We start from the raw sequence: 24,133 nt of genomic DNA, 5'->3' as shown, positions 1-24,133 counted from the left end.
ACAAATACTCAGGCGATAGTATCGTTAATGTTTTCAGTCGCGGTATATGTAGCCATCAGGGCAAATTTTCAAGACAATTACCCTTGTGTCTCTGCCGATTTCCAAACTAGCGAAGACTATCTATCCTGCTTCTGGAATCAGCAGTTGGATATATTTGGAGCTTTCCCCGAAGTCTATTTCGGTTGGCTACTCTACGTGTCAGCCATTAAGTTATTTGTCAGTCTTGATCACCCCTCTAAAAGAGAGAGGCTATTCAAGTTTCAGTACATCGGGGCGATAGCAATGTTCTTTATTTTGGGAACAATTGCCAGACTTTCCAGACAGTAGGTATTCAGTTCATTCTCAGCATAGATGCCGAACCGAAGCCCATAGAGCTTGGTTCGGCGTCTCCCGTTTTGCAACCACTCCAAAATCATCTGCGCTACCCTAGTTCCCATGACGCTTGCCCTCTTCGATTCGCATATGCACACGCCGCTGTGTGGGCACGCGGCAGGCACGCCCACCGAGTACGCGCAGGCGGCGCTGGACGCGGGCCTCAGCGGGGTCTGTTTTACCGATCATATGCCCATGCCCGCGTGGTACGACGCGCCTTGGCGCATGCGGTTGGATCAGTTGCAGGAGTACAGAGACAGTGTGCTGGCCGCCCGCGAAGCCTTTGCCGGGCGGCTGGAAGTGCGGCTGGGGTTAGAGGCCGACTATCATCCCGGCACGGAGAGCTTTGTGGAAGGCGTGCTGGAAGCGCATGCTTGGGATTACGTGATCGGCAGCGTGCATTACATCGGCGCGTGGGGGTTTGATAATCCGGAGTTTGTGGCCGAGTACGACGCCCGCGACTTGGGCAGTATTTACCGCCATTACTACGCGCTGATAGAAGGGGCGGCCCGCACCGGACTCTTCGACGCGCTGGGACACTTGGATTTGCCCAAAAAGTTTGGTCACCGTGACCCGGACGGTTACGCGGCCCTACACGCGCTGGACGTGGTGGCCGAGCGCGGCCTGAGCCTCGACTTCAATACGGCGGGCTGGAGAAAACCCGTGCGCGAAGCCTACCCGGCCCCCGATCTGACCCGCGCCGCCGCAGACCGGGGCATCGGCTTCGTGCTGGGCAGCGACGCGCACCAACCACAGGAAGTCGGCTCCCGCTTTACCGACGCCCTCAAGCAGATTCATGATGTGGGGGGCCGCGTGGTGAACTACGCGGGACGGGTGCGACATGGCTAACGTGCATGAAACCGAACAGGCCGGGGCAGGCGTTAACCGTAAGCAACTGGCGAACGTACTGAAAACCACTGCCGATCTGCTAGAGCTGCTGGGCCAAGAGGTATTCCGGGCCAACGCCTACCGGAGCGCGGCCCGTAGCCTAGAGGCGCTGGACACCGACGCCGCCGAGTTGGTGGCCGCCGGGTTTGCAGGCGTGCCGAAAGTAGGCAAAAGTATTGCCGCCGAACTGCTGGCCTACGCCGAGTGCGGCACCTTTGCGCCCTTAGAGGACGCCGCCAGTCAGGTTCCGCCGGGGGTGCTGGGCCTGTTCCGGGTGCGCGGATTGGGGCCAAAGAAGATTCGCGCCCTCTGGGACGCCGGAACCGATTCGTTGGAAAGCTTGCGGGAAGCGGCGCACAACGGGCAACTCGCGGCCCTAAAAGGCTTTGGAGCCAAAAGTGCCGCCACGATTTTGGCAGCGGTGGATTTTGCACTGGCCGCTCAGGAACGCCAGCACCTCAGCACCGGGCTGGATGTGGCCGAGGCATTGGCCGCCCGCCTACACGACTTGGACGCCCGCATGTCCGGCGACGTGCAGCGCGGGCTGGATACGGTTCACAGCGCCCGCGTGACCGTGACTGCCACACCCGAAGAAGTGACGGCGCGGGTGGGCAACTGGGTAGAAGCCCTCTCCCCCGTTGGCACCAAGCCCCTGCTGGCGGGGCGGGTAGACGGCGTGCCTGTGGAGATCGCCTACAGCTCCGCCGAAGCACGCGGCGCACTTGATCTGATGATGGGCGGCGGCGCAGCGTACCGGGAAGAACTGCGGGCAGCAGCTAGAGCAGGTGGCTTTGACCTGAGTGGGCGGGGGCTGATGCGCGGTGGCGAGTTGGTTGTCACGCCTATAGAATTGGACGTAGCCCGCGAACTGGGCCTGACCCTGCGGCCCGCCGAGTACCGCGAACCCGAACACGACCTGATCTGGCAAACGCTGCCCACTCCCGCCGAACTGGTCACGGTGGCCGACCTGCGCGGCATGATCCACACCCATTCCACTTGGTCAGACGGAGCGTCTAGCGTGCGCGAGATGGCCGCCGCCGCCGTCAAGATGGGGCACGAGTTTTTGGGCACAGGTGACCACTCGCGGGCGGCGCACTACGCGAACGGCATGAGCCTAGAGCGGCTGCGGGCGCACATTCAGGAGGTGCGCGAATTGCAGGCGGCGGGCGTGCCCGTGATCGCCGGGGCGGAAGTGGACATTCTGGATGACGGCTCGCTGGACTATCCCGATGATGAGTTGGCGGCGCTGGATTACGTGGTGGGCAGCGTGCATAGCCTGTTTACGATGGACGCGGCGCGGCAAACCGAACGGCTGGTGCGAGCCGCCTCTCACCCCCTGATTACGGTACTGGGCCACCCCACAGGCCGCCTGCTGCTGCGCCGTCCGGGGTACGCGATGGATTTGGAAGCCGTACTGGGCGCGTGCGAGGCCAACGGCACAGTCGTGGAAATCAATGCCAACGCCTACCGCCTCGATCTGGACTGGCGCGACGTGCTGCGTTGGCGGGAGCGCCTGACCTTTGCCATCAACACCGACGCACACGTACCCGGCGGCCTTGCCGACACCCGCTACGGCGTGGCAGTAGCCCGCAAAGCTGGGCTGACTCCGGCACAGGTGATCAATACGTTGGGGCAGGCCGACTTTCTGGCGTTCGTGGCGCGGCAGCGGGCAGCGCGATCAGCCTAGGTTGATTTGACCTGTGACCAATCTTCCCGTCTACACCCATTTTGTGCGTTCTAGCTTGACTTAAGCCGAGTCTCCAACCATAGTGAACGCATCTTAAAACCAACGTACCTTTAAGGAACTCTTGAGGTGCGTGCGTGTCCAACCTGGCCTGTGTGGGGGTTGTGCAGGAGGCTCAATAATGAACCGAACCAAGCTCAAGGTTTCTGCCGCCGCCGTACTGGCCGTCACTGCCGGTCTCGCCTTTGCCCAAAAAGTAGAAAGCCCCGTGCCGATCGGCGTGGCGGTGGCCCAAACCAGCAACACCGCGCTGCTGGGCCAAGAACAGGTCATCGGGGCCAGATTCGCCGAGAAGTTTTTGAACGCACGCGGCGGCATCAACGGCACGCCCTTCAAGCTGGTGTTTCAAGATGCGGCAGGCGATGAAAACAGCGCCATCAACGCCTTTCAGAACCTGATTACCAAGGAGCGTGTGGTGGGTATCGTGGGGCCGACGCTGTCTCAGCAAGCCTTTGCCGCCGACCCGATTGCCGACCGCGCCAAAGTGCCCGTGTTGGGGCCAAGTAACACCGCCAAGGGCGTGCCGCAAATCGGCAACTACATTGCCCGCGTGTCGGCTCCGGTGGCCGTAGTGGCCCCCAACGCCATCCGCACGGCGCTTCGCCTCGATCCCAAAATTAAGAAAGTAGCCGTGCTGTACGCCCAAAACGACGCTTTCTCGACCAGTGAAACCGGAACTTTTCAGGAAACGGTCAAGGCTCAGGGCCTGACGCTGAGCACGGTGCAAAAGTTCCAGACCACCGACACCGATTTCACCACGCAGGTCACAGCCGTCCTGAACGCCGATGTAGACCTCGCCATCGTGTCGGGCCTCGCAGCCGACGGCGGCAACCTCGTCAAGCAGCTCCGTCAGTTGGGCTACAAGGGCCTCATCATCGGCGGTAACGGCCTGAACACTTCCAACATGTTCCCCGTCTGCCAAAAACTCTGCGACGGCGTCATCATCGCGCAGGCCTATAGCCCCTCGCAGCCCAGCGCTGCCAACCAAGTATTCGTGAAGGAATACCGCGCCCAATACAAGAAAGACCCACCTCAGTTTGCAGCGCAGGCTTATGCAGGCGTGCAAGTCTTTGTGGAGGCTCTCCGCGCTGTAGACCGCAAGAAGAAGATTGCAACTTGGGACTTGGATGATTTGCGCGTCGAACTGAACAAGCAAATCTTGGTGGGCAAATACAATACGCCACTAGGCCTGATTGCCTTCGACAAAGAGGGCGAAGTGGTGCAAAAAGACTTCTACGTAGCCCAGATTAAGATGAAGGACGCCAAGACCGGCTCATTCGTCTTCCTCAAGTAAGGCCAACCCAATTTAGCCTGTCAGCGCCGCCCACATTCAGCAAAATCAGGGCTGAATGTGGGCGGCTAAATGTTGGTTCAGTGCGGATATCGGTTAACTACAGGATTTATCTGAGAGCTTTTCGGTTCAGACACATGAGCTTGGTGGGCCAGTAAGGAGAGCTATGGAACTGAGTTCATTTGTACAAAACCTGATGAACGGGCTGGCAATCGGTAGCGTCTATGCCATTTTTGCCCTCGGCTATACGCTGGTCTTTTCTATCTTGGGCATCATCAACTTTGCACACGGGGCCGTGTTTACTTTGGGCGCGTACTTTACCTATACGTTGGTGGTGGGGCAGTTCGAAAACAACGGCTTGTTGAAGGGAATCAACCTGTTTCCAGATGGCTCGCCTTTTTCGGGCAGTGCGGTGATGTTCGGGCTGGCTACGATTTTGGGGGCGTGTGCGGCGGGGGCTGTTGCCGTGCTGATCGAGCGGTTGGCGTTCCGGCCCATGCGTTCACGCGGCGCTGATCCATTGCTGGCGTTGGTCAGCAGCCTCGGCGTGGCTCTAGTCATCGTTAACCTGATTCAACTGCTCGTAGGCGCAGAAATCTACAACTTTCCCTCCGATGCTTACGGCGAGGTGCGGCCTGCGCTGAGCTTCAAAATCGGTGAAAAGATCGTGATTATCCGCACCGTGCAACTGATTATCTTTGCCGTCAGTCTGGTGATGCTGGCCGTGCTGGGCTACGTGATCGGGCGCACCAAAGTCGGCAAGGCGCTGCGGGCGGTGGCCGAAAGCCCCAGCACCGCGAGCCTGCTGGGGATCAGCGTAGACCGTTTTATTCTGATCACCTTTTTCCTGTCGGGCTTTTTGGGCGGGTTGGCAGGAACGCTCGTTGGCACGGCCTTTGGGGTGGCGGGGCCATATTTTGGCGTCGTGTACGGCCTGAAGGGGTTGGCCGTGATCGTGCTGGGGGGCTTGGGCAGTATTCCGGGCGCAGTGGCAGGTGGCCTCGTCATTGGGCTGGCCGAAGCCTTTGTGCCCGCCGAATACAGCGCTTACAAAGACGCGGTGGCCTTTGCGCTGCTGTTCGTGATTTTGCTGGTGCGCCCGCAAGGACTGTTGGGCCGCAACCTGATTCAGAAGGTGTAGTTCGGTGATTTTCATGTCACCGATGAGTTGGTTTCGTTCTGAGCCTCAAAGCTTCGGGCATGAGGTGGGAACTTTTAAACCTGCACAGCAGAGGGGGAAAGCGGGCATGGCAGCACTCAAACCAACGACGATTTCAGAACAACGCGCAGGACAACCATGAGCGACTTTCTCCAAAGCTACGGCTTCCTGATCGTCACGCTGATTCAGGCCGGACTGCTGGGCCTCAGCCTGTATTTTCCGCTGATGGCCGGACAACTGAGCCTTGCCAGTCCCGGTTTTTATGCACTGGGCGGGTACGTGGCCGCCATCATGCTCACCAATCCGGCCTTTGCGGGCCTGCGCGACACGCTGGGTAACGGGATTTTTCCGCTGACTTGGCTGGCGGCAGGTCTGTTGTGTGCCCTTGCGGGCGTGATCGTGGGGGTTCCGGCGCTGCGTTTGCGGGGTATCTACTTGGCACTGGCCACTATCGCTTTCGTCGAAATCTTGCGCGTCGTGTCCCTGAATTTGTCTATTACGGGCGGAGCCATCGGTATTTTCGGCATTCCGCAGGCGTTCGGATTTCAAGACCGCTGGCAATACCTGCTGATTTTTGGGCCGCTGCTGGCGCTGGTACTGGCCTTTACTTACATGCTGCAAAAATCGCGTGTGGGCCGCGCCTTTCGTGCCATTCGGGAAGATGAACTGGCCGCCGACGCGATGGGCGTGCCGCCAACCCAATACAAGGTGCTGGCCTTCGTCATCGGGGCCGTAATCGCGGGCATCGTGGGGTCTATGAGTGCGCCGTTCCTGAACACTTGGAACGCCAAACAAGGCACCTTCGATGCTTCTATTGCCATCCTCGCCTTCGTGCTGATCGGCGGCTCACGCAGTATGTGGGGGCCAGTGGTGGGCGGCGCACTCCTCACCGCCGTGCCGGAACTCCTGCGCTTCTTGCAAGACTGGCGCTTGGTCATCAACGGCCTCGTGTTGGTCATCGCCAGCTTGTATCTGCCCCAAGGCATCGTGGGCGCACTCGCCAAACTCCGCAAATCGCCGCCTCCGGCCCGCCCGCCCATCGCCCCAGCGCCGGATGCCAAAGGGGGCACGCTATGACCGCTGCCGTGCCTCAACCCACGTCTAGAACCGTGTTGGAAGCCCGCAACATGACCCGGCGGTTTGGCGGCCTGATCGCCGTCAACGACGTGAGTTTCGATGTCCGAGAAGGTGAGATTTTCGGACTGATCGGGCCGAACGGGGCGGGCAAAACCACCCTGTTTAATCTGATGACGGGCCTGACACCGCCGAGCAGCGGAACTTTGATGTATGAGGGCCGCCCCGTATTGGGCCTCGCGCCACACCGGGTAGCTGCCCTCGGCATGAGCCGCACCTTTCAGAATATCCGGCTGTTTAAGGCGTTGTCGGCGCTGGAGAACGTGAAAATCGCGCAACACACCCGTACCCATGCCGGGCTGTGGCGCGGGATTTTTGGGGCTAACCGCGCCGAGGAAGCGCAGGTGGAGCGGCGAGCGTGGGAACTGCTGGATTTGGTGGGCCTGTCTGACCGGGCCGGAGAGGAAGCCGGAAACTTCAGCTACGGCGACCAAAGACGGTTGGAAATTGCCCGCGCACTCGCCACCGAACCCCGCGTGCTGCTGCTGGACGAACCCGCTGCCGGAATGAACACCTCCGAGAAGGGCAGCCTGACCGCCTTTATTCGGGAAGTGCGCGACAAATTTGACCTGACGGTGATGGTGATCGAACACCATGTGCCGCTGGTGATGAACCTGTGTGACCGCGTGGCCGTGCTGAACTTTGGGCAACTGATCGCAATGGGCGACCCGGCGAGCGTGCAGCGCGATCCCAAAGTCATCGAAGCGTATCTGGGAGGAGAATGACCGATTCTAAAGCACCGCTGCTAAGCATCGAGAACCTGAGCGTGAACTACGGCGCGATTCAGGCCGTGCGTGACCTGAGCGTGGCCGTGAACGAGGGCGAAGTGGTGACCCTGATCGGGGCCAACGGTGCGGGCAAAACCACGACTCTGCGGGCCGTATCGCGCTTGCTGAAGCCGGTAGCGGGCCGAATCACCTTTATGGGCCGCGACATTACACGTCTGCCCGCCGATGAGGCCGTGAAATTGGGCATCGCGCAAAGTCCGGAAGGGCGGCAAGTGCTGGCCCGCCAGAGTGTGCAGGACAACCTAGAATTGGGCGGCTACACCCGCAGCAACGCTGAAGTGAAGATCGATATAGACCGGATGTATGGCCGTTTTCCGCGCTTGGGCGAGCGCCGCAGCCAGATGGCAGGCACGCTGTCGGGCGGCGAACAGCAAATGCTCGCCATTGCCCGCGCCCTGATGAGCCGCCCCAAACTGCTGCTGCTGGACGAACCTAGCCTCGGCCTCGCGCCCATCATCGTGCGCGAAATCTTCGACATCATTCGGGAACTGAACGCGCAGGGCGTGACGATTTTGCTGGTAGAGCAGAATGCGCGGCTGGCGATGCAGAGCAGCCACCGAACCTATGTGCTGGACGCGGGCCAACTGACCTTGCAGGGCAACAGCGCCGAACTGGTCAACGATGAGCGGGTGTTGCAGGCGTACTTGGGCGGCTAGAACTCCAGCTTCCTAGACCAAACAAGCGGACGCGGCAGCCCCCCTCACAGGACTGCCGCGCCCATTTGTTGTCGCAAAGCGAATCTGAACTTCAACCCAGATTCGGTACTGCTTGGCTCCGGTTCCGCCTTAGCGGGTGCCGAATTCCTGCGCCCAGTAGGTGCCGAAGGTGCTGCCCGTGCGGTAGGTGTAGCCCGCGCCCATTTCCTTGAACTTGGGATCCATCAAGTTCTTGCAGTGGCCGGGGCTGTCGATCCAGCCCTGCACGACGTTCTGAACCGTGTAGCCCGCCGCGATGTTCTCGCCCAATTCGCGCCATGTGGTGTACCCGGCTGCTTCTGCCCGCGTCACCAAGGTGCCGCCTTCGGGCGAAATGTGGGCGAAGTAGTTACGGGCGGCCATATCTGCGGTGTGGGCACGGGCGGCCACAGCCAAAAAGCCGTTCCAAGCGACGGGCGCGGCGGCTGCATAGGCGACGTCGCCGCAGGTGCGGGGAACAGCTCTTGCCGCGTTCACTTCGCGCAGCACTTGGGCTTCTTCGGCGCTCATGGTCTGGCTGCCGGTGTCCTGCGCTTTGGGAGCCACTGGGGCGCTGGCCTGAGGCTCAGCAGCGGGAGTGGGGGCCGTGCTGCCACCGCAGGAGGTAAGGGCGGCGGCTCCAATGATGGTCAGGGTCAGGGCGGTCAGGCGAGCAACTTTGATCTGGAGCATGAGGGTGTTCCTTTTTCGCACTGAGAGAATGCTGTGCGGTTGAAGTACACCTACCTTAGAAAGCACAGGCTGTCAGGCAGCTCACACCTCGGATCATTAACATGACCATCCCGTCATAAAGCTTACAAACATACAAAACTTCTCTTTGATGACCCGGATGGGGGCATTTCCGCACTGCGCCCCCCGCCTCGCCCCGGTTCCGGCGAGTGTCGCGGCTGAAAGTACAGTTCTTTCTGGGTCAACGCTCTGCCACACTCTGCCTACAGCCCCGGATCGGCGTTCTAGATCATCTGTCTGGCACAAGCATTTCAGCGTTTCCGACTGAATCTGATGTCCAAATGAAGATTCTGATTCGCACACAACTCTGACAAGACTGACAAAAGCCTGCCCTGTCTGGAAGCGACGGGGCAGGCTCGGCGTGGCGGGCCTTCAGCTTTAAGGCTGTTCAGCTTTTGGGACTGTTCAACTTTTAGGAATGTCTATGTCGAACAGGGCACGCACAAACTCCTGACTGTCGAAGGGTTGCAAGTCGCCCGCCTGCTCGCCCACACCGATAAATTTGATAGGCACGCCCAGTTCACGCACAATCGGAATCAGGATGCCGCCCTTAGAGGTGCCGTCCAATTTGGTGACGATGACGCCCGTGAGCGGCGTGGACTCGTGGAACTTCTTGGCTTGCTGCAAGCCGTTTTGCCCGGTCACGGCGTCCAGTACCAGCCAGACTTCACTGGGTTCGCCGGGGTCGGCCTTCTCGATCACGCGGCGTACTTTCTTCAGTTCTTCCATCAGATTGTGCTTGTTGTGTAGGCGGCCCGCCGTGTCTACAAACAGCAGGTCGGTACCGCGTGCTGTGCGAGCCGCCGCGCCGTCGAAGGCCACCGCTGCCGGGTCGCTGCCCTCTGCGCCCTGCACTACCGGAATGCCGAGGCGCTCGCCCCACACGCCCAACTGCGCCCCCGCCGCCGCCCGGAAGGTGTCCCCGGCAGCAAACATCACGCTTTGGCCCCGGTTCATGTAGTATTGGCCCAGCTTGGCAATCGTGGTGGTTTTGCCCACCCCGTTGACGCCGATGACCATAATCACGTGCCCTTTGGGGTCGACGCGGCCCCGGCGAGCATCAGGGGCAAAGCCCAATTTGCGGAATTCAGCGCGGCGGGCATCGGGTTCCAGTTGCAGCGTCAGGGCTTCCATCAACGCTTCTTGCAAATTGGGTTTCTCGCTGCGTTTGATGTCCTCTAGGATTTCTTCGGTGGCGGCGCGGCCCACATCGGCGGCAATCAGGGCATATTCAAGGTCTTCGATGGTATCCAGACGGTTGGTGAACACGTCGCGCACATCGTTGCCGAGAAATCCGGCAGTGTCGTTGATCTGCTTGCGCGTTTTGCTGAGACCGTCGCGCAGACGTTCGAGCCAACTCATAGACTTACCGCAAGCAGGGTGTGATGGGAAAGAGAAGACAGCATGGCCCTACGATAGCGCGGCCTGATGCAGCCAACCGGAATGCTCTGCAAATTGTGACGCGAACAGTCTTCGAATCGTGCTCAGTTTGACACTACTTTGGGGGTTGAGCTGGAAGGTGAACCCCCCGTTGCTAGCGCAATGCCCCCCCTTAGAGGTGGGGACAACAGCTTTTGCGCTCCCCTTGAGGGGGGCTGGCTGCGAAGCAGACTGGGGGGTTACACGCGGCTCAACTCTGAATTCTCCCCCATAACCCAAGAATTTATCCCGACTGCCTCTCCCGCGCTTCCCGCAGCAGCAACAGCTTCAGCGTACTCAGGCGGCCTTTGCTGAACACGCCCTTGATCAGTACCCGGTTTCCAGCGGCCAGCACGGGGATATCGTCACCGTACAAGCGTTCTAACTCGGCATCGCTCGTAATATCCACTTCTGCAAAGCGGTAGTCCAGCGCCAGCAGATGCGCGTGCGCCTGCTCGCAGAGGTGGCAACCGGGGCGGCTGTAGAGGGTCAGGTCAGGGAGCGTCAGGTCGGGCAGCACGGCTCAGGCCCGCGTAGAAGTCGCTACAGGCGTCGGCACGGGCCGGGTCAGCAGGGCCATCGACTGCACGGGCGCATACATGTCGTTAGAAGTGATCAGGTCGCCCACGCCCGAGAAGGTACGCAACACTTGGCCGCCCTGCCGCACGGCGAAAATCTGGCCGTCAGAGGTGATTTGCAGCAGCCAAGGCGCGTCGGTGGGTTCGCCCACCAAGGTTTCTAGAGTGAAGGTGACGCCGGGCGTGCCATCTACCTCGATTTTGCGGATTTTGCGGGCCACACCATCCACGATGTACACCGCGCCGTAACCGTCTATGCCGAGGCCGTCCAGTGGGCGCAGGTTTTCGCTGTTGCGGTCTAGGCGGAAGGCGTAGCGGCTGATGTATTCGCCCTGCGGCGTAAACCGCTGCACTTCGTTGTTGCCGCTGTCGAGGATGTACACATGTCCGTCCGGAGCAGCCACGATGGTACGCGGGCGCTCGAAGCGGCCTAGGCCCTGCCCACGCCCGCCAAAGCGCCGAACGAATTTTCCATCGGTGGTGTACACGTTGACGTGGTGGGCCTCGCCGTCCAGCACGTACACATGGCCCTGAGCGACGGCAATGCCCACCGGTTGCAGCAGTTCTCCTTCGCCGAGGCCGTAGCTGCCGAACGCCAGAATCTCGCGCCCATCCGGGGAAATCTTGCGAACCAGCGCCCCGGTTTTGCCCTGACGGTATTCCAGCAACGTTACGTACAGGTTGCCCTCGGCGTCGCCTGCCATCGCGTTGGGCGGGCTGGGCAGATTGCCTTCCGCGCTCCCCAAATCACGCATGCTGACGCGCAATTTGCCTTTCAAGTCCAGCAGACGCAGCGTGCCACGTTTTTCCTGCACGCTCATCGCCAGCGTCACCGGGTCAGAAAACACTTCGTCGGTCAGCACGCCCGCATCAATTCGGGCCATCACTTCGTCCAGCGTGGGGCGCATGGCGGGGTCTTTTTCGATCATGTTCAGGATCAGGTCGTTCAGTTTGCCCGGCACTTCTAGGCGCACCTGCTTGGGCGGCTTGGGCGACTCGAAGACCTGCTGATGCACCACCGCTTCGTAGCTGCCCTTGAAGGCGGTTTGCCCGGTCACCATCTCGTAGGCCAGCAAACCCAGCGAATACACGTCGCTGCGGGCGTCCACGCGGTTGCCTTTGGCCTGTTCGGGGGCCATGTAAATCGGCGTTCCTACCCGCGCTCCGGTCATGGTCAGGCGGGTCAGCACTTTGCCCACCGCGATCCCGAAATCCATGAGTTTGACGCCGCCTTCACGCAGTTGGCCCTCCACGAAGGCATTTTTAACGACCATCACGTTGGCGGGCTTGATATCGCGGTGAACCACGTTTTGCATATGGATGTGGCGCAGGGCGTCGGCAAGGGCGCGGATGACCTGTGCGCCTTCCGAAAAGCTCATGGTGCGGTTTTCCAGCACGGCCTCTAGACTGTCGCCGTCTAGAAACTCCATGGCGATGTAATGCTCGGGCGTTTGCATGCGGTAGTCGTACACACGCACCACGTTGGGATGATTAAACCGCTTCAGCACTTCGGCTTCCCGGTAGAAGCGCTTTACGAATTTGGCGTCGGCGAGGTATTTTTCCTGCGGCACTTTCAGGGCCACGATCCGGCCATCTTGCCGTCTGCGGGCGCGGTATACGCTGCCCATGCCGCCAATCCCAATTCTGTCCATCACTTCGTAATCCTGAAAACGCAGGTCGGTGGCGGTTTGGGTCAGGGTGGCCCGGCGCGATGGTGGGGGCGCGGGCGGGGCCGTGCGCTGCACCCGCACAGGCTGGGTGGGTTTGGCCGCAGACCGGGCCGACAAAGAAAATCCACGCCCACCCATCACGAAGGCCGCGCCGCCCACCAGCACAGCCACCACGCTCAGCACGCCTTGGGCACGGTCTAGGCCCGGCAATCCGTCGCCGGAGCCAATGGCCAACGCAACGATCAAGGTAGCGATGGCTAGGCTGAAAACAGCCACCAGCACAGCCAAAACCCGCTCGCTGGCCCGCACGGTCAGCAGGAGACCAACCACGAACAGAGCGGCCAGCAACAGCAGGTTCACAGGCCACCCCCAGTCAGGCATCGGGCGGGCAGTGGGCGCAAAGTGGGCGTCATGTCCTTCTAGTTATACCGGACGGCCCTTGCGCTGAACTTACAGCAAACAACAACTGTGAATTTGAACGTCAGTACAGCGTTCTCTTCGTTCCTCTCCCCTGGTGAGACTTGTAGAACTGCGGAGTACAGAGGGCCACCGATAAGGCTCAACCGTCAAGACTTCTGGAACGCTGTAATTCTTGAATCCTGCACGGCTAGGCAGCCTCAAGAGATTGCCGAGCTAGGCGGGGACGAAGCGTTGAAGATTTCGGGCAAACCCCCCAGTCTGCTGCGCAGCCAGCCCCCCTCAAGGGGAGCGCAAAAGCTTTGAGTCCCCACCTCTAAGGGGGGGCGTTGCGTCAGCAACGGGGGGATTCACCTTCCAGCTCAGTAAATCAAATGTTGCCCAATCAGGCAGGAATCACTCATAACCAGTGCTGACGCCCAAACGCCCTGAGCGATGGCTTTCCCCTAGAGACACGCACACCTAGAGACACGCATTTCGACAGACTTACGTGACGCGGCCTCTCTATACTGCTGATGTGACGTACTGGGCCGAACTGGTGGAATTGTATGAGTACAAGGTCGCCGACGCGCTGGCTGGCCGGGTTCCGCGTGGCGGGCGGCGCTCGCTGACCGACCTGCGGGACGCGCTGCTGGGCGCTCCGCTCGAGCCGATGCTGCTGCGCCGCATGATGGAATGCGACCGCCATTACCGGGGCTTGCTCAAATCGGGCAATACGGCTCCGGTGTTGTCGCGTCCAGTCTCTACCCCGGTGCCCGAATGGAGTGCGCCCGCCCGCGCCGACAGCCCTGAATCCCAGTCTTGGGAGGAACTCCAGCGCATGGCGTGGCACACCCGCCTCAAAACTTCGCTGCTGGAATTGGCGCAATTGTGGAGCCGCGAACCCGACCGAACCACGTTGCGGGTGCTGTACACGGTGCAGGAAAACGCCGAACGCGAGGGCCGCAGCGTGGGTACGCGCTTGGCGGTTCCGGCAGCGGGCGACCCGCTCGTGTCCTTGCACGACCCGGACGTGGTAGCCGATGTGGCCGCCAGTTTTGCCGATCTGCTGCTGACCGAAGAAGGCCGCCTGCGCGTGAAGACCGCCCTGTCTGCCGCTCACGAAGAACCGTTTGCCCGCCACCCCGACGAAGACCTGATGGAAGCCCGCATTGCCGCCGCCGAGCGCGAACGGCTGGCCCCCGAAGCCCGCGCCTCGCTGGTGGCCGCCCTGCGTGCCCAGTACCCGCAAGCCCGCGACCCCCGCGAACGCCCCGCCATTCGGGAAGCGGCGCGGCAGTTACAGCGCACGCTGGACGACCTGCTGACTGCGGCCCCTACTGCCACGATGGCAGGCACGCCCAGCCGTAGCATCCTTTACGCGCAGGCTACTCAGTCGGCCCTGCCCACCCCCGACGACGGCAAAGACCAACTGGTGATTCATTTGGCGGGCGGGCAAGCGGCCCACTGGCGCGGCATGGATTTGCGCTGGCAACCGATTGGCAGCAACTGGCAACTGCAATTTGGCCCCCATGTGGTGCTGCTCAGAACCGATTTGCCGCCCGCCGAGCGCAGCACCCTGATCGGGCCAGCCCGCGCCCAAATTCGGGCCTTTATCAGCGGCGCGTATGTGTTGCTCAGCGTAGATGGCCGCCCCGAAGAAGATATTGGGCGGCTGGCGTCTAAGGCGAGGGCCATCGCGCTGCTGCTGGACACCGACGAAGATTACGCCAATTTGCGCCTAGCGCGGGCGGCGGCCCAACTGATGCGCGGCGGCACGGTAGACACGGTGGCGCTTGGCCCACAAAGTGCCGAGAAATACGCCTCTGCACCCTCAGAAACGCTGATCGCTTTTGCTCAAAAAGGAGTGGAGGCGCTGATATCACGTCTGCAACGCTCTACGCCTTCCAACGCGGCGGCGGGGGTGCGTGCGGCTGCCGAGCGGCTGGGGCTGCAAGACGACCGGGCCATCGGACTGCATCAGGCGCTGCATATTGCCACCTTTACGCCCGAAGTGTTGCCCCCGCCGGCAGCCATGACATCGGTGCAGTTGCCCCACGCCCGGCAGTTTGTGAGCGTGCTGCTGGGCCAAGACCCCGTGACGCTGCGGAGCGGTGAGCGTGCGCTGACGCTGCGGCTGGATTACAAAGGCGAACTGGCCGCCGTCTTGCCCGGACACCCCGCCGCCACTCTGCACGACCTGTTGGTGGTGCGCGTACCGGGCCTGAGCCTGCTGCTGGTGCGCCAAGGCACGTGGCTGGCCGCCGCTGCCCTACACGACGCGCCGCCCTCCAGCGACCCCACCGAGAACACGCTGCCCGGCACACTCCAGAACAAGTCAGCGGTGCACAACCTGAGCCATACCATGCACGCGCCCTACGACACCAAGAATTGAGGTTTGGGCCGTGCCTGAGAGAGCGGGTCTAAGGGCCTAAGAACAGCAACTGCGCTTAGGCAGCAGCGCTTCTTGTTCCAAAGTCCGTCTAGAGCGGCGCCTGCTCTCCACCGCGAATTTCTTCTATCACTCCCAAGCGGCGGGTGCCGGGATCGGTAGCCACGATCAGGGCGGCGAGGCCCGTAATGCCGAAGACGGCGGCGTGCAGGGGCTGGGTATCCAGCGTGCTGAACGCGAGGGCGGCGCTTGCCACCATGCCAACCAGCAAGGTGATCATGCTGCGGTCTAAGGGCGGGTGCGCGGTGAGGCGGGCGGCGTTCCAGCGTTGGGCGGCTAGTGTAAGGAACACGGCGGCCAACGGCCACGCCACGAGTTGCAAGTTGGCCGCGTCTTTTTCTCCGACCTGACTGATGCCGTGACCAAAGCCTACGCCCAACATGACCACGCCCAACGTAAAGGGCAAGTGGCCGTAAAGCCACACCAGCAGCGCCCCCACCCTAGAGTCGTTGTGGGCCGACAAAATGGGCAGAAGGCGGGGCTGATCGAAATACAGCCGCCACAGAGCGACGGTGGTCAGGATGGCAAACAGCGCAGGGGCCAAGAAAGTCAGGGTCAGGTCTTGCTGGCGACCCCCTTCTACAACCTCGGTGACCACCGCCCCCAGCGCAATGATTTGCAGCAGACCCACCCGTTCGGGGAGGTGGGCTTGGTGCGGCAAGGCGTCTAGGCTGCGCGAGCGAATCAGGATCGGGGTAAGGATATCGACGGCCAGCGCTGCCGCCCAGAACCCCAACAGCACAGAGGGCGTTGAGGCGAACAGCGCGGAAGCCAGCCACAACAGGGCCGCCACACCAAAGCCGATGGCCGTGGGCCGTACAAAATGCACTGCCTCGGGCGACTGGCGCAGCACGGCGAGGTACATGACCACCAATACGGCGCGGTTGAAGGCAAACGCCACTGCGAACAGCGCCCCCGTATCCTGCACATCGCCGCGCAAGGACAAGGCGATCATAGCCATAGACACCAACTGAACTACCGTGCCCCAGCGGTAGGCGCGGCCATCGTTGCCGTAGCGCCCAGCAAAAGTGGTGTTGCCTGCCCACGCCCACCACACCGCCGTAAACATCAGCAGAAACACCCCGATATTCTCAGCGGTAGGACTCGTGCCCAGCCGCTTGGCGAGTTGATCGAAGGCCACCACGAAAATCAGGTCGAAGAACAGTTCCAGCCAAGACACCTTTTGTTCGTCGGGGGCGTCGCCGTCAGCTTTTCCTGCCGCTAAATCGGATTCGGAGCCAGTGATACTGTTCTGAATATCTATGTCATCCGGTTGGCCGTGCGTCATCGCCGTCCCCGTGTCATCGCAACCGGCCCAAGCTTTTGCGAATCAGGGCGTCTGCCGTCTGTTCGGGGTCAGCGCCCAGCAACTCGGCCACCACACCGCGCACCTGCTGCTCACGGAATCCCAGCGCCAGCAGCGCGTCTATGGCGTCGCGGCCCGCGCTGTTGTTCACGGGCATCACTTTCACGCCGCCCACCACCGGCGCGGCCAGATGCTCAGGGATTTTGTTCTGAAGTTCCAGCACCAGCCGTTCGGCAGTCTTTTTGCCCACGCCCGACACGCTGCTCAGCAACTTCACGTCGCCGCTAAGCAGGCCTTGCGCCAACGCCGATACCGGCATGCCCGACAACATCGCCAGCCCCAGCTTTGGCCCCACGCCGCTGACCCCGATCAGCAGGTCGAACAGGCGCAGGCTATCGGCGTCCGAAAAACCGAACAACAATTGGGCATCCTCGCGCACCACGAAGCGGGTATTGAACTCGGCCACATCGCCCACTTTCAGGCGGCCCAGCGTACTCACCGGGCACTGCACCTCGTAGCCCAGCCCGCCCGCCACCACCACGGCGCTTCCTTCACGAATTTCGCGCACTACGCCACTCAAGTAAGCAATCACACGTCAGATTCTAGTGCGGCGCGGGGATTCGAACAGGGCCAAAGTCGGAAGTATGAGTTTCGGTTGCGTTGAGAATTGCGGCCTCAGCAGATCTAGGCGGCTCCACTTAAAGTTGGAAGGTGACCCCCCCGTTGCTGACGCAACGCCCCCCCTTGAGGGGAGGACAAAGCCTTTTGCGCTCCCCTTTAAGGGGGGCTGGCTGCACAGCAGACTGGGGGGTTCACTCGGAATCATTGACTCCAGTAACTTACTTCACGGTTGAGATTCTACTTTCCCACTGACCACCTATAGAACAATGTCATCAGGCGACTTTGGGCTTTACCACGCTCAGAGCAAACAATCCTGCACCGATAATGGCGATGCCCAGCGATCCCCACACGAAACCCTGTGCAGGATGGGCGGTGGGCGCGGCCAGCACCAACGGGCTGAGAAATTGGCCCAAGAACACGGCGCTGCTCATTCCGGCGGTGATTCGGCCACGCCACGCGGCAGGCGTCAGGTCGGCCAGCCACGCATAGAGGTTAGGAAAGACCAAGCCGCCGCCCAGTCCGGCCACGATCAGGCCCACCAGAACGGCGGGAATGCTGTGGGCGACAGCCACAAGGCCCCAGCCCCCGGCCAGCAGCAACATGCCCAGCGCAGCCACGCGCCGGGGGTCAAACCGTCCGGCGAAGCGCGAATAGCCCAGCGAAGTCAGAGCGGCAATCAGGGTAAACGTGCCCAGCAGCAGCCCGGTTGCGGCGGGTTTGGCCCCCAACGCCTGAAGCAAAAACGGCCCCTGTGCAGGCATCAGATAGAAGACCACCATGTAGGCCAGTGCCAAAAAGTACACCAACGCCACCGCCAACCAGCGCGGTTTTTCGGCAGCTTCGGCAGGGGTCACGCCGCCCGGTACGCCCTTGGGAAGCCGCAGCACCAGCGGAATGAGGAGCAGCGAAATCAGGTAGATGCCAAACGGGGCACGCCAGCCCACGCCTGCCAGCAACCCGCCGAGGGGCAGCAGCACAGCGCCACCAAAGCTAGTAAAGGCCGCCTGCTGACTCAGGAATTTGCCGCGTGCAGGCCCAGAAAACAAGTCGTTGACCAATGCGCCGCCCGCCGTCATGGTTCCGGCCACCGCGAAGCCCAGAATCACGCGGCCCGCCAGCACCTCACCGAGCGACTGTACAAACAGGCCGCTTGCGCCGCCCACCGCGTACAGCACCAATGACCACAGCAGCACGGGCCGACGCCCAAATTTGTCGGCCAGCACGCCACTCAGGGGCGCACTGATGGCGATGACCAACCCCACAATCGTCAGCGCCAATTTGACCAACAAGTTGGCGTTGGGCTGATCGGCAAAGTGGGCTTGCATCGCAGGCAACGCGGGCGCGATGGTGGCCCCCGACATGATGGTCAGGGCGGCCAGCAGCAACAAAGTCAGGCTGGTGAGGCGGTCTGGAAGCGCACTGGGCGGGCCAGATGCCGTAGGCCGGGCATCGGTGGGAGTGGAGGCGGTACGAGTCATGTCCGATACTTTAACTTGAAAAAGTCAAGCGGTGTGTTGGGTAAAGCCTTGTCCGGGTGTTGGGGACGGCGTGGGGGAAGTCGAAGGGTCAAGGGCCGAAGGGTTTAAGAAGGGCAAGGGCGGGGGCGGAAGGTCGTTCCACACAGCAACGAACCCGCCCCAGCACCTTAGACCCTCGACCTTTAAACCCTTCGACACCCCGTCATAGAACGTCTCCGCCACTTGACGCATTCCCCCGCGCAAGGCTTCGGCTACACTAGGCCCATGAACCCCCGCCCCTCTCCCCTGCTGCTCCGCGGGCGAATGCTGGCGCGAATGCCCCGGCTGGCCTGACGCGGTGTTGACCTGACATACTGCTGGGCACAGGAACGGGGGCGCTCTGAGGCGCTCTTTTTTAGTGCTTCTGCCTAGAAAACAAGGCAGGGCCGCGAAGAAGCCGACTTTATTTTGTATCTTAACTAGGTTGCCCCGGCGTTCCTCTCATCAGGGAAAGGGCCGGGCGGGGAGAAGGCCACCATGACGAATCAAGCTGAGAAGGGCGCGTTTTACATCACCACCGCCATCGACTACGCCAACGGTGCGCCGCACATCGGCCACGTTTACGAAAAGATCTTGGCCGATTCTATTGCCCGCTATATGCGTTTGTCGGGGCGTGAAGTGCAGTTTGTAACCGGCACCGACGAACACGGCGAAAAGATCGCCAAAGCTGCCGCGAAAGCTGGGCAAACGCCACAAGCCTTTGTGGACGACCTGAGCTTACGGGCCTTCAAGGGGCTGTGGGATCGCTTAGAGATCAGCTACGACGACTTTATTCGCACCACCGAAGGCCGCCACAAACGCTACGTGCAAGAAGTGCTGACGCGGGTTCACGACGCGGGCGACATCTATTTTGCCGAGTACGAAGGGCTGTATTCGGTGGGTGCAGAGCGCTACGTGACCGACAAGGAACTCGTAGAGGGCGCGGACGGCGTGCGGCGCTATCCCGGCGACAAAGACCCGCCAGAGCTTCGGCGCGAGGCCAACTATTTTTTCAAGATGGAGAAATATCAGGCGTGGCTGCTGGAACACATCGAGGCCAACCCGGACTTTATTCAGCCTGCCGGATACCGCAATGAAGTGCTGGAAATGCTGCGCGAGCCGATTGGCGACCTGAGCATCAGCCGCCCCAAATCCCGCGTGCCGTGGGGCATAGAACTGCCTTGGGACGCCGACCACGTGACCTACGTGTGGTTCGACGCCCTGCTGAACTACGTGTCTGCACCCGTGAGCCGGGGCCATTCGCCCGACGTGATCGGCACGGCTTGGCATGTGATCGGCAAAGACATCTTGAAGCCACACGCCGTGTTTTGGCCGACCATGCTACGGGCGGCGGGCCTGCCGTTGTACCGCAAATTAGTCGTTCACAGCCACATTTTGGCCGAAGACGGACGCAAGATGGGCAAATCTTTGGGCAACGCCATAGACCCCGAACAACTGGTGCATGACCACCCAGTCGACGCCATTCGCTATACGTTGCTGCGTGAGGCCACTTTGGGCGCAGACAGCGCGTATGGCGAGGGCATTCTGGTCTCTCGCCTCAGCAGTGACCTTGCCAACGACCTCGGTAATCTGCTGTCGCGCACGGTGAGCATGGTGCAGAAGTACCGGGGCGGCGTGGTGCCTCAGGCACACGTTCCCAGAGAGCGCGAACACGGCATAGAAGCGGCGGCATTGGCCCTGCCCAACGAGATTTTGCGGCTGGTGAACGACCTGAAAATCAATATGGCGATTGAAGCGGCCATGAATTTCGTGCGCGACCTGAACCGCTACATTGCCGAAAGTGCGCCGTGGACGCTGGCAAAATCCGAAGACACCCAGCAGCGCCTAGATACCGTGCTGTACACTGCTGTAGAGGGGTTGCGCGTGGCGAGCGTGTGCCTAGAAGCCGTGATTCCGGCCAAAGCCAAAGAACTCCGCGCCCAACTTGGACTGGGCGGGCAAACCTACACCCTCACCGGAGCGTGGGGCCTGACGCCTGCCGGAACCCGCGTACTGGGTGGCCCGATTCTCTTTCCCAAGCCAGAGAGTCTTAAAACTGACTCCACCGAACCCCCAGCCCCCACTGCCAAAAAAGAGAAACAGACCATGACCCAAATCGAAGAAAAAACGGCTGAAAACAAACCCGCTGCCCCTGCACAGACTGCGCCCACCCACGCCGCCGCCAGCGACACGCCCGCCGCTGCCGAAGCCCTGATTTCCATAGACGACTTTGCCCGCATAGACCTGCGCGTGGCCGAGGTTCTGGCCGCCGAAGCCGTAGCCAAAGCCGACAAATTACTGAAACTGACCGTCAAAATGGGCGATGAAATCCGCACGGTGGTCAGCGGCATTCGCAAGTGGTACGCCCCCGAAGACTTGGTGGGCCGCAAGGTCATTTTGGTGGCGAACCTGAAACCCGCCAAGCTGCGCGGCATCGAATCTCAGGGCATGATTCTGGCCGCAGAGGACGATCAGGGCAACTTAGATCTGGTGGGCCTGACGCTGGATTTGCCCAGTGGCACGAAAGTTCGCTGAAGAGTATTGATCTCGGTGCGGCCCCGCGTGTTGAGCGTGTGGGCCGTGTTTTGTTGTGGGCGTTGAGGACTGGGATTGTGGGTGAACCCCCGTTGCTTCGCAACGCCCCCCCTTAGAGGGGAGGACTCAAGCTTTTGCGCTCCCCTTAAGGGGGGCTGGCTGCAAAGCAGACTGGGGGGGTTGCCTTTCACCGCCGAATGTTCAGCCCCCGTTATCAACGCTCTTGCTCTTGCCTCAGACCCTTCGACCCTAGACCCTTAGACCAAGCCCCTTCAACGCCACTTACACACGCCGCCGCCCCCTGCAACAAAGCCGCACATCCGCCCCGCCCCAATCCGGGTAAACTGACCGCATGCCGTTTGTGGTCGTCTCAGGATTGTCGGGAAGTGGAAAGAGTACCGCGCTCAGAACGCTGGAGGACGCGGGGTTTTTTATTACCGACAACTTGCCCCCAGAGTTGTGGGGGGCCATGCACGACCTCTCGGTGGCGCGGAAGCTGGACAAGGTGGCCGTGAGCACCGATGCCCGCACCCGGGACTTTTTGGGGGCGCTGGAAGACAGCTATGTGCGCCTGTCTCGCCGCCGCGAAGACCTGCATGTGCTGTTTTTAGAGGCCAACGCCGAAGTGCTGCTGAAGCGCTACAACCTGACCCGCCGCGAGCATCCGTTGGGCGAGTCGCTGATGCTAGACTTTGCCCGCGAACGCGACCTGCTGGCCCCACTGCGGGCCATTGCCGATACCGTGATTGATACGACGCCGCTCAGTGCCGCGCAATTGGGCGAGCGGGTGATGCGTTTGTTCCGGCTGGAACAGGAATTCGACCTGCGCCTGATGAGCTTCGGCTTCAAGCATGCGCCCCCGCGTGACGCCGATCTGGTGGTGGATGTGCGGACGCTACCCAACCCCTATTACGATCCGGCATTGCGCCCCAGAACGGGGCTGGAGGCGGATGTGGCGGGATACGTGTTTCAAGATCAGGCCTCGCACGACTTTTATGATCAGGTACGCGACTTTGTGCGCTTGGCAGCCACGCGGGCCAAAGCCTCCGGGCGGCGCGGTTATACGGTGGCGGTGGGCTGTACGGGCGGGCAGCACCGCAGCGTGGCCGTCACGGCGCGGCTGGCCTCCGACTTGGCCGACCTGCACGCCCACGTGACCGACCACCGCGACATGAAACTGCACGAGGATTTATGACCACCGTGCCGCCCCCGAACAGGACGCCGCTGGAGGCAAGCGCGGAAGGAATAGACCAAATTCCTGTCCCTCAAGGCCGCCGCACCGTCGCACTGCAAAAGGGCCGCCGCGCACAACGTCAAGCCCGCATGTGGCTGTCTCCGGGCATGGGCGTCAAGCGGTGGCTGACGCTGTTTGCCGCCTGCACCTTTATGGGGGCGTTGGGATTCCTGCATTTTACGTGGACTGGGCCGCTGCATTTCACGGCCACGCGCTGGATTTTGTGGCTGAACAGGTTCATGGAGCCGGAAGTGATGCCGCTGTACGTAGTGGGCGTGGGCCTGATGGTGCTGGCGTTGGGCGGCGCGTTTTGGAGTATCGCCATGCTGAACCGCTCTTTGTTGCGCGGCACGGGGACGGCTCCGGGCACGCCTGTGGTTGACTTGATCTACGAACGACGCCATCTGGCACGCGGCGCACGGGTGGTCACGGTGGGCGGCGGCACAGGCCTGTCTAACCTCTTGATGGGCCTGAAAGTCCACACGGGCAACATCACGGCAGTGGTCACGGTGGCCGACGACGGCGGCTCCAGCGGACGCCTACGCGAATCGCTGGACATGATCGCGCCCGGCGACCTGAACGACTGTTACGCGGCCCTCAGCGACAGCCTGGTGCTGGCCCGCCTGCTACTGCACCGTTTTGATCGCGGCGACGGCATCGAGGGGCACACCTTCGGCAACCTGATGCTGGCAACGCTGAGCGAAGAACAGGGCGGCCTCGGCGCGGCCATGCAAGACATTCATGACGTGCTGCGCGTGCGCGGTCAGGTGTTTCCGGCCACGACACAGCCCACTACGCTAGTCGCCATGCTGGACGATGGGCGCGAGATTCGGGGCGAGAGCCAATTGGCGACCAGCGTGGGAAATGCCCGCATCCGTGAAGTGCGCCTTGATCCGCCCGACTTGCCTGCCCTGCCTGCCGTGCTGGAGGCCATCAAGGAAGCCGAAATGATCGTGCTGGGGCCGGGCAGCCTGTTTACCAGCATTATCCCCGCGCTCCTTATTCCCGAGATTGCGCGGGCCGTCTGCAACTCTGCCGCGCCGCTGGTGTACGTGGCGAGTCTGATGAGCGAACCCGGCGAAACCACCGGCCTGACGCTGGAAGACCACGTGACGGCCATCACCGCGCACTTGGGCCGCATGCCCGACTGCGTGCTGATGAACAGCGAACCCGTGCCCCAGCCTGTGCGCGAGCGCTACGCCGCCGAGGGTGCATCGGTGCTGGACTTGACCGGGGCCAGCCGCGATCTGCGGGGCCGGGTTCGCAGCGCCGCCCTGCTGCAAGATGGACAAGCCCGCCATGATCCGGCAGCGTTGGCAGCGGCATTACTGAATCTAATTGCCCGCGTCCGAAATGGGGCGTGAGGAGGGTGCGGGACAGAGGGGGTAAGGCGTCTAAGGGTCTAAGAACTGATTGAAACCCTACTTAGGCCATCAGCTCTTGCCGCTTGCAGGCTTGGCACAGCTCCGGAATACCCCCACCAAGCTTGCTTCTCCTCCCTTAAACTTTCTCATTCTCCGCTAAACTTACCTAGTGAAACGAACCACAACCGTCCTCTTCCGCTCTCTCTCATACGGGCTCCGAATAAAAAGCTTTAGAATAGGGGGATCAAACAGACACTCTTGA

The 24,133-nt window shown here is 61.5% G+C and carries 18 protein-coding genes; 11 read left to right on the top strand and 7 right to left on the bottom strand.

Features of this window, described 5'->3' with window-relative positions:
- Positions 1–435 precede the first annotated feature (435 nt).
- The 7 genes from E7T06_RS00090 (at position 436) to E7T06_RS00060 (ending at position 8,032) form a co-directional block, all read left to right on the top strand.
- On the top strand, positions 436–1,221 hold the full coding sequence (locus E7T06_RS00090; protein WP_136363820.1) for a histidinol-phosphatase HisJ family protein: 786 nt from the start codon (positions 436–438) through the stop codon (positions 1,219–1,221).
- A complete protein-coding gene (locus E7T06_RS00085) occupies positions 1,214–2,947 on the top strand; it encodes a DNA polymerase/3'-5' exonuclease PolX (RefSeq protein ID WP_136363819.1) in 1,734 nt (577 codons plus the stop codon). The genes E7T06_RS00090 and E7T06_RS00085 overlap by 8 nt, the downstream gene beginning before the upstream one ends.
- 178 nt (positions 2,948–3,125) lie before the next feature.
- Positions 3,126–4,298: an ABC transporter substrate-binding protein gene (locus E7T06_RS00080; RefSeq protein ID WP_136363818.1), complete on the top strand. Its 1,173-nt coding sequence runs from the start codon at positions 3,126–3,128 to the stop codon at positions 4,296–4,298.
- Positions 4,299–4,461: 163 nt separating this feature from the next.
- The gene (locus E7T06_RS00075; protein ID WP_136363817.1) at positions 4,462–5,436 is read left to right on the top strand and encodes a branched-chain amino acid ABC transporter permease; all 975 of its coding nucleotides are present in this window, start codon (positions 4,462–4,464) and stop codon (positions 5,434–5,436) included.
- Positions 5,437–5,592: 156 nt separating this feature from the next.
- Entirely contained in the window at positions 5,593–6,531 is a 939-nt protein-coding gene (locus E7T06_RS00070) for a branched-chain amino acid ABC transporter permease (RefSeq protein ID WP_136363816.1), read from the top strand.
- Positions 6,528–7,313: an ABC transporter ATP-binding protein gene (locus E7T06_RS00065; protein WP_136363815.1), complete on the top strand. Its 786-nt coding sequence runs from the start codon at positions 6,528–6,530 to the stop codon at positions 7,311–7,313. Before E7T06_RS00070 ends, E7T06_RS00065 begins: the two co-directional genes overlap by 4 nt.
- 17 nt (positions 7,314–7,330) lie before the next feature.
- A complete protein-coding gene (locus E7T06_RS00060; RefSeq protein ID WP_346763182.1) occupies positions 7,331–8,032 on the top strand; it encodes an ABC transporter ATP-binding protein in 702 nt (233 codons plus the stop codon).
- A 129-nt stretch (positions 8,033–8,161) separates the two neighbouring features.
- Here the strand turns inward: E7T06_RS00060 and E7T06_RS00055 are convergent, their stop codons facing one another.
- The 4 genes from E7T06_RS00055 to E7T06_RS00040 all read right to left on the bottom strand — a co-directional run bounded on the left by E7T06_RS00055 (position 8,162) and on the right by E7T06_RS00040 (position 12,827).
- Positions 8,162–8,743, bottom strand: coding sequence for a CAP domain-containing protein (locus tag E7T06_RS00055; RefSeq protein ID WP_136363813.1), 582 nt, complete (start codon positions 8,741–8,743; stop codon positions 8,162–8,164).
- Positions 8,744–9,205: 462 nt separating this feature from the next.
- Positions 9,206–10,162, bottom strand: coding sequence for a signal recognition particle-docking protein FtsY (gene ftsY / locus E7T06_RS00050; protein ID WP_136363812.1), 957 nt, complete (start codon positions 10,160–10,162; stop codon positions 9,206–9,208).
- A 301-nt stretch (positions 10,163–10,463) separates the two neighbouring features.
- Positions 10,464–10,739 (bottom strand): glutaredoxin family protein, encoded by a 276-nt coding sequence (locus E7T06_RS00045; RefSeq protein ID WP_136363811.1) that lies wholly within the window; start codon positions 10,737–10,739, stop codon positions 10,464–10,466.
- Between the two features lie 3 nt (positions 10,740–10,742).
- On the bottom strand, positions 10,743–12,827 hold the full coding sequence (locus E7T06_RS00040) for a protein kinase (RefSeq protein ID WP_136363810.1): 2,085 nt from the start codon (positions 12,825–12,827) through the stop codon (positions 10,743–10,745).
- Between the two features lie 574 nt (positions 12,828–13,401).
- Between E7T06_RS00040 and E7T06_RS00035 the strand changes: the two genes are divergently transcribed.
- The gene (locus tag E7T06_RS00035) at positions 13,402–15,258 is read left to right on the top strand and encodes a hypothetical protein (RefSeq protein ID WP_240740762.1); all 1,857 of its coding nucleotides are present in this window, start codon (positions 13,402–13,404) and stop codon (positions 15,256–15,258) included.
- 88 nt (positions 15,259–15,346) lie between these two features.
- Here E7T06_RS00035 and E7T06_RS00030 read toward each other — a convergent pair whose 3' ends face one another.
- The 3 genes from E7T06_RS00030 to E7T06_RS00020 all read right to left on the bottom strand — a co-directional run bounded on the left by E7T06_RS00030 (position 15,347) and on the right by E7T06_RS00020 (position 18,720).
- Positions 15,347–16,603 carry a low temperature requirement protein A gene (locus E7T06_RS00030; protein ID WP_136363808.1) on the bottom strand — a complete coding sequence of 419 codons (1,257 nt, stop codon included), beginning with the start codon at positions 16,601–16,603 and terminating at the stop codon, positions 15,347–15,349.
- A gap of 13 nt (positions 16,604–16,616) precedes the next feature.
- Positions 16,617–17,213, bottom strand: coding sequence for a Holliday junction branch migration protein RuvA (ruvA, locus tag E7T06_RS00025; protein WP_136363807.1), 597 nt, complete (start codon positions 17,211–17,213; stop codon positions 16,617–16,619).
- A 301-nt stretch (positions 17,214–17,514) separates the two neighbouring features.
- Positions 17,515–18,720, bottom strand: a complete 1,206-nt coding sequence (locus E7T06_RS00020; RefSeq protein WP_136363806.1) for an MFS transporter — start codon at positions 18,718–18,720, stop codon at positions 17,515–17,517.
- Between the two features lie 516 nt (positions 18,721–19,236).
- Here E7T06_RS00020 and metG point away from each other — a divergent pair.
- The 3 genes from metG (at position 19,237) to yvcK (ending at position 23,871) form a co-directional block, all read left to right on the top strand.
- Entirely contained in the window at positions 19,237–21,273 is a 2,037-nt protein-coding gene (gene metG / locus E7T06_RS00015) for a methionine--tRNA ligase (protein ID WP_136363805.1), read from the top strand.
- Between the two features lie 352 nt (positions 21,274–21,625).
- Complete coding sequence (gene rapZ, locus E7T06_RS00010; protein ID WP_136363804.1) at positions 21,626–22,468, top strand: RNase adapter RapZ; 843 nt, start codon at positions 21,626–21,628, stop codon at positions 22,466–22,468.
- Positions 22,469–22,614: 146 nt separating this feature from the next.
- Positions 22,615–23,871, top strand: coding sequence for a uridine diphosphate-N-acetylglucosamine-binding protein YvcK (gene yvcK, locus E7T06_RS00005; protein ID WP_136364004.1), 1,257 nt, complete (start codon positions 22,615–22,617; stop codon positions 23,869–23,871).
- Positions 23,872–24,133: the final 262 nt, after the last annotated feature.

Origin of the sequence: Deinococcus sp. Arct2-2, from assembly GCF_004801315.1 — a bacterium.
Taxonomy (GTDB): Bacteria; Deinococcota; Deinococci; order Deinococcales; family Deinococcaceae; genus Deinococcus.
The sequence above is the reverse complement of the archived record's forward strand: the minus strand, read 5'-3'. Positions and strand labels throughout refer to the sequence as shown.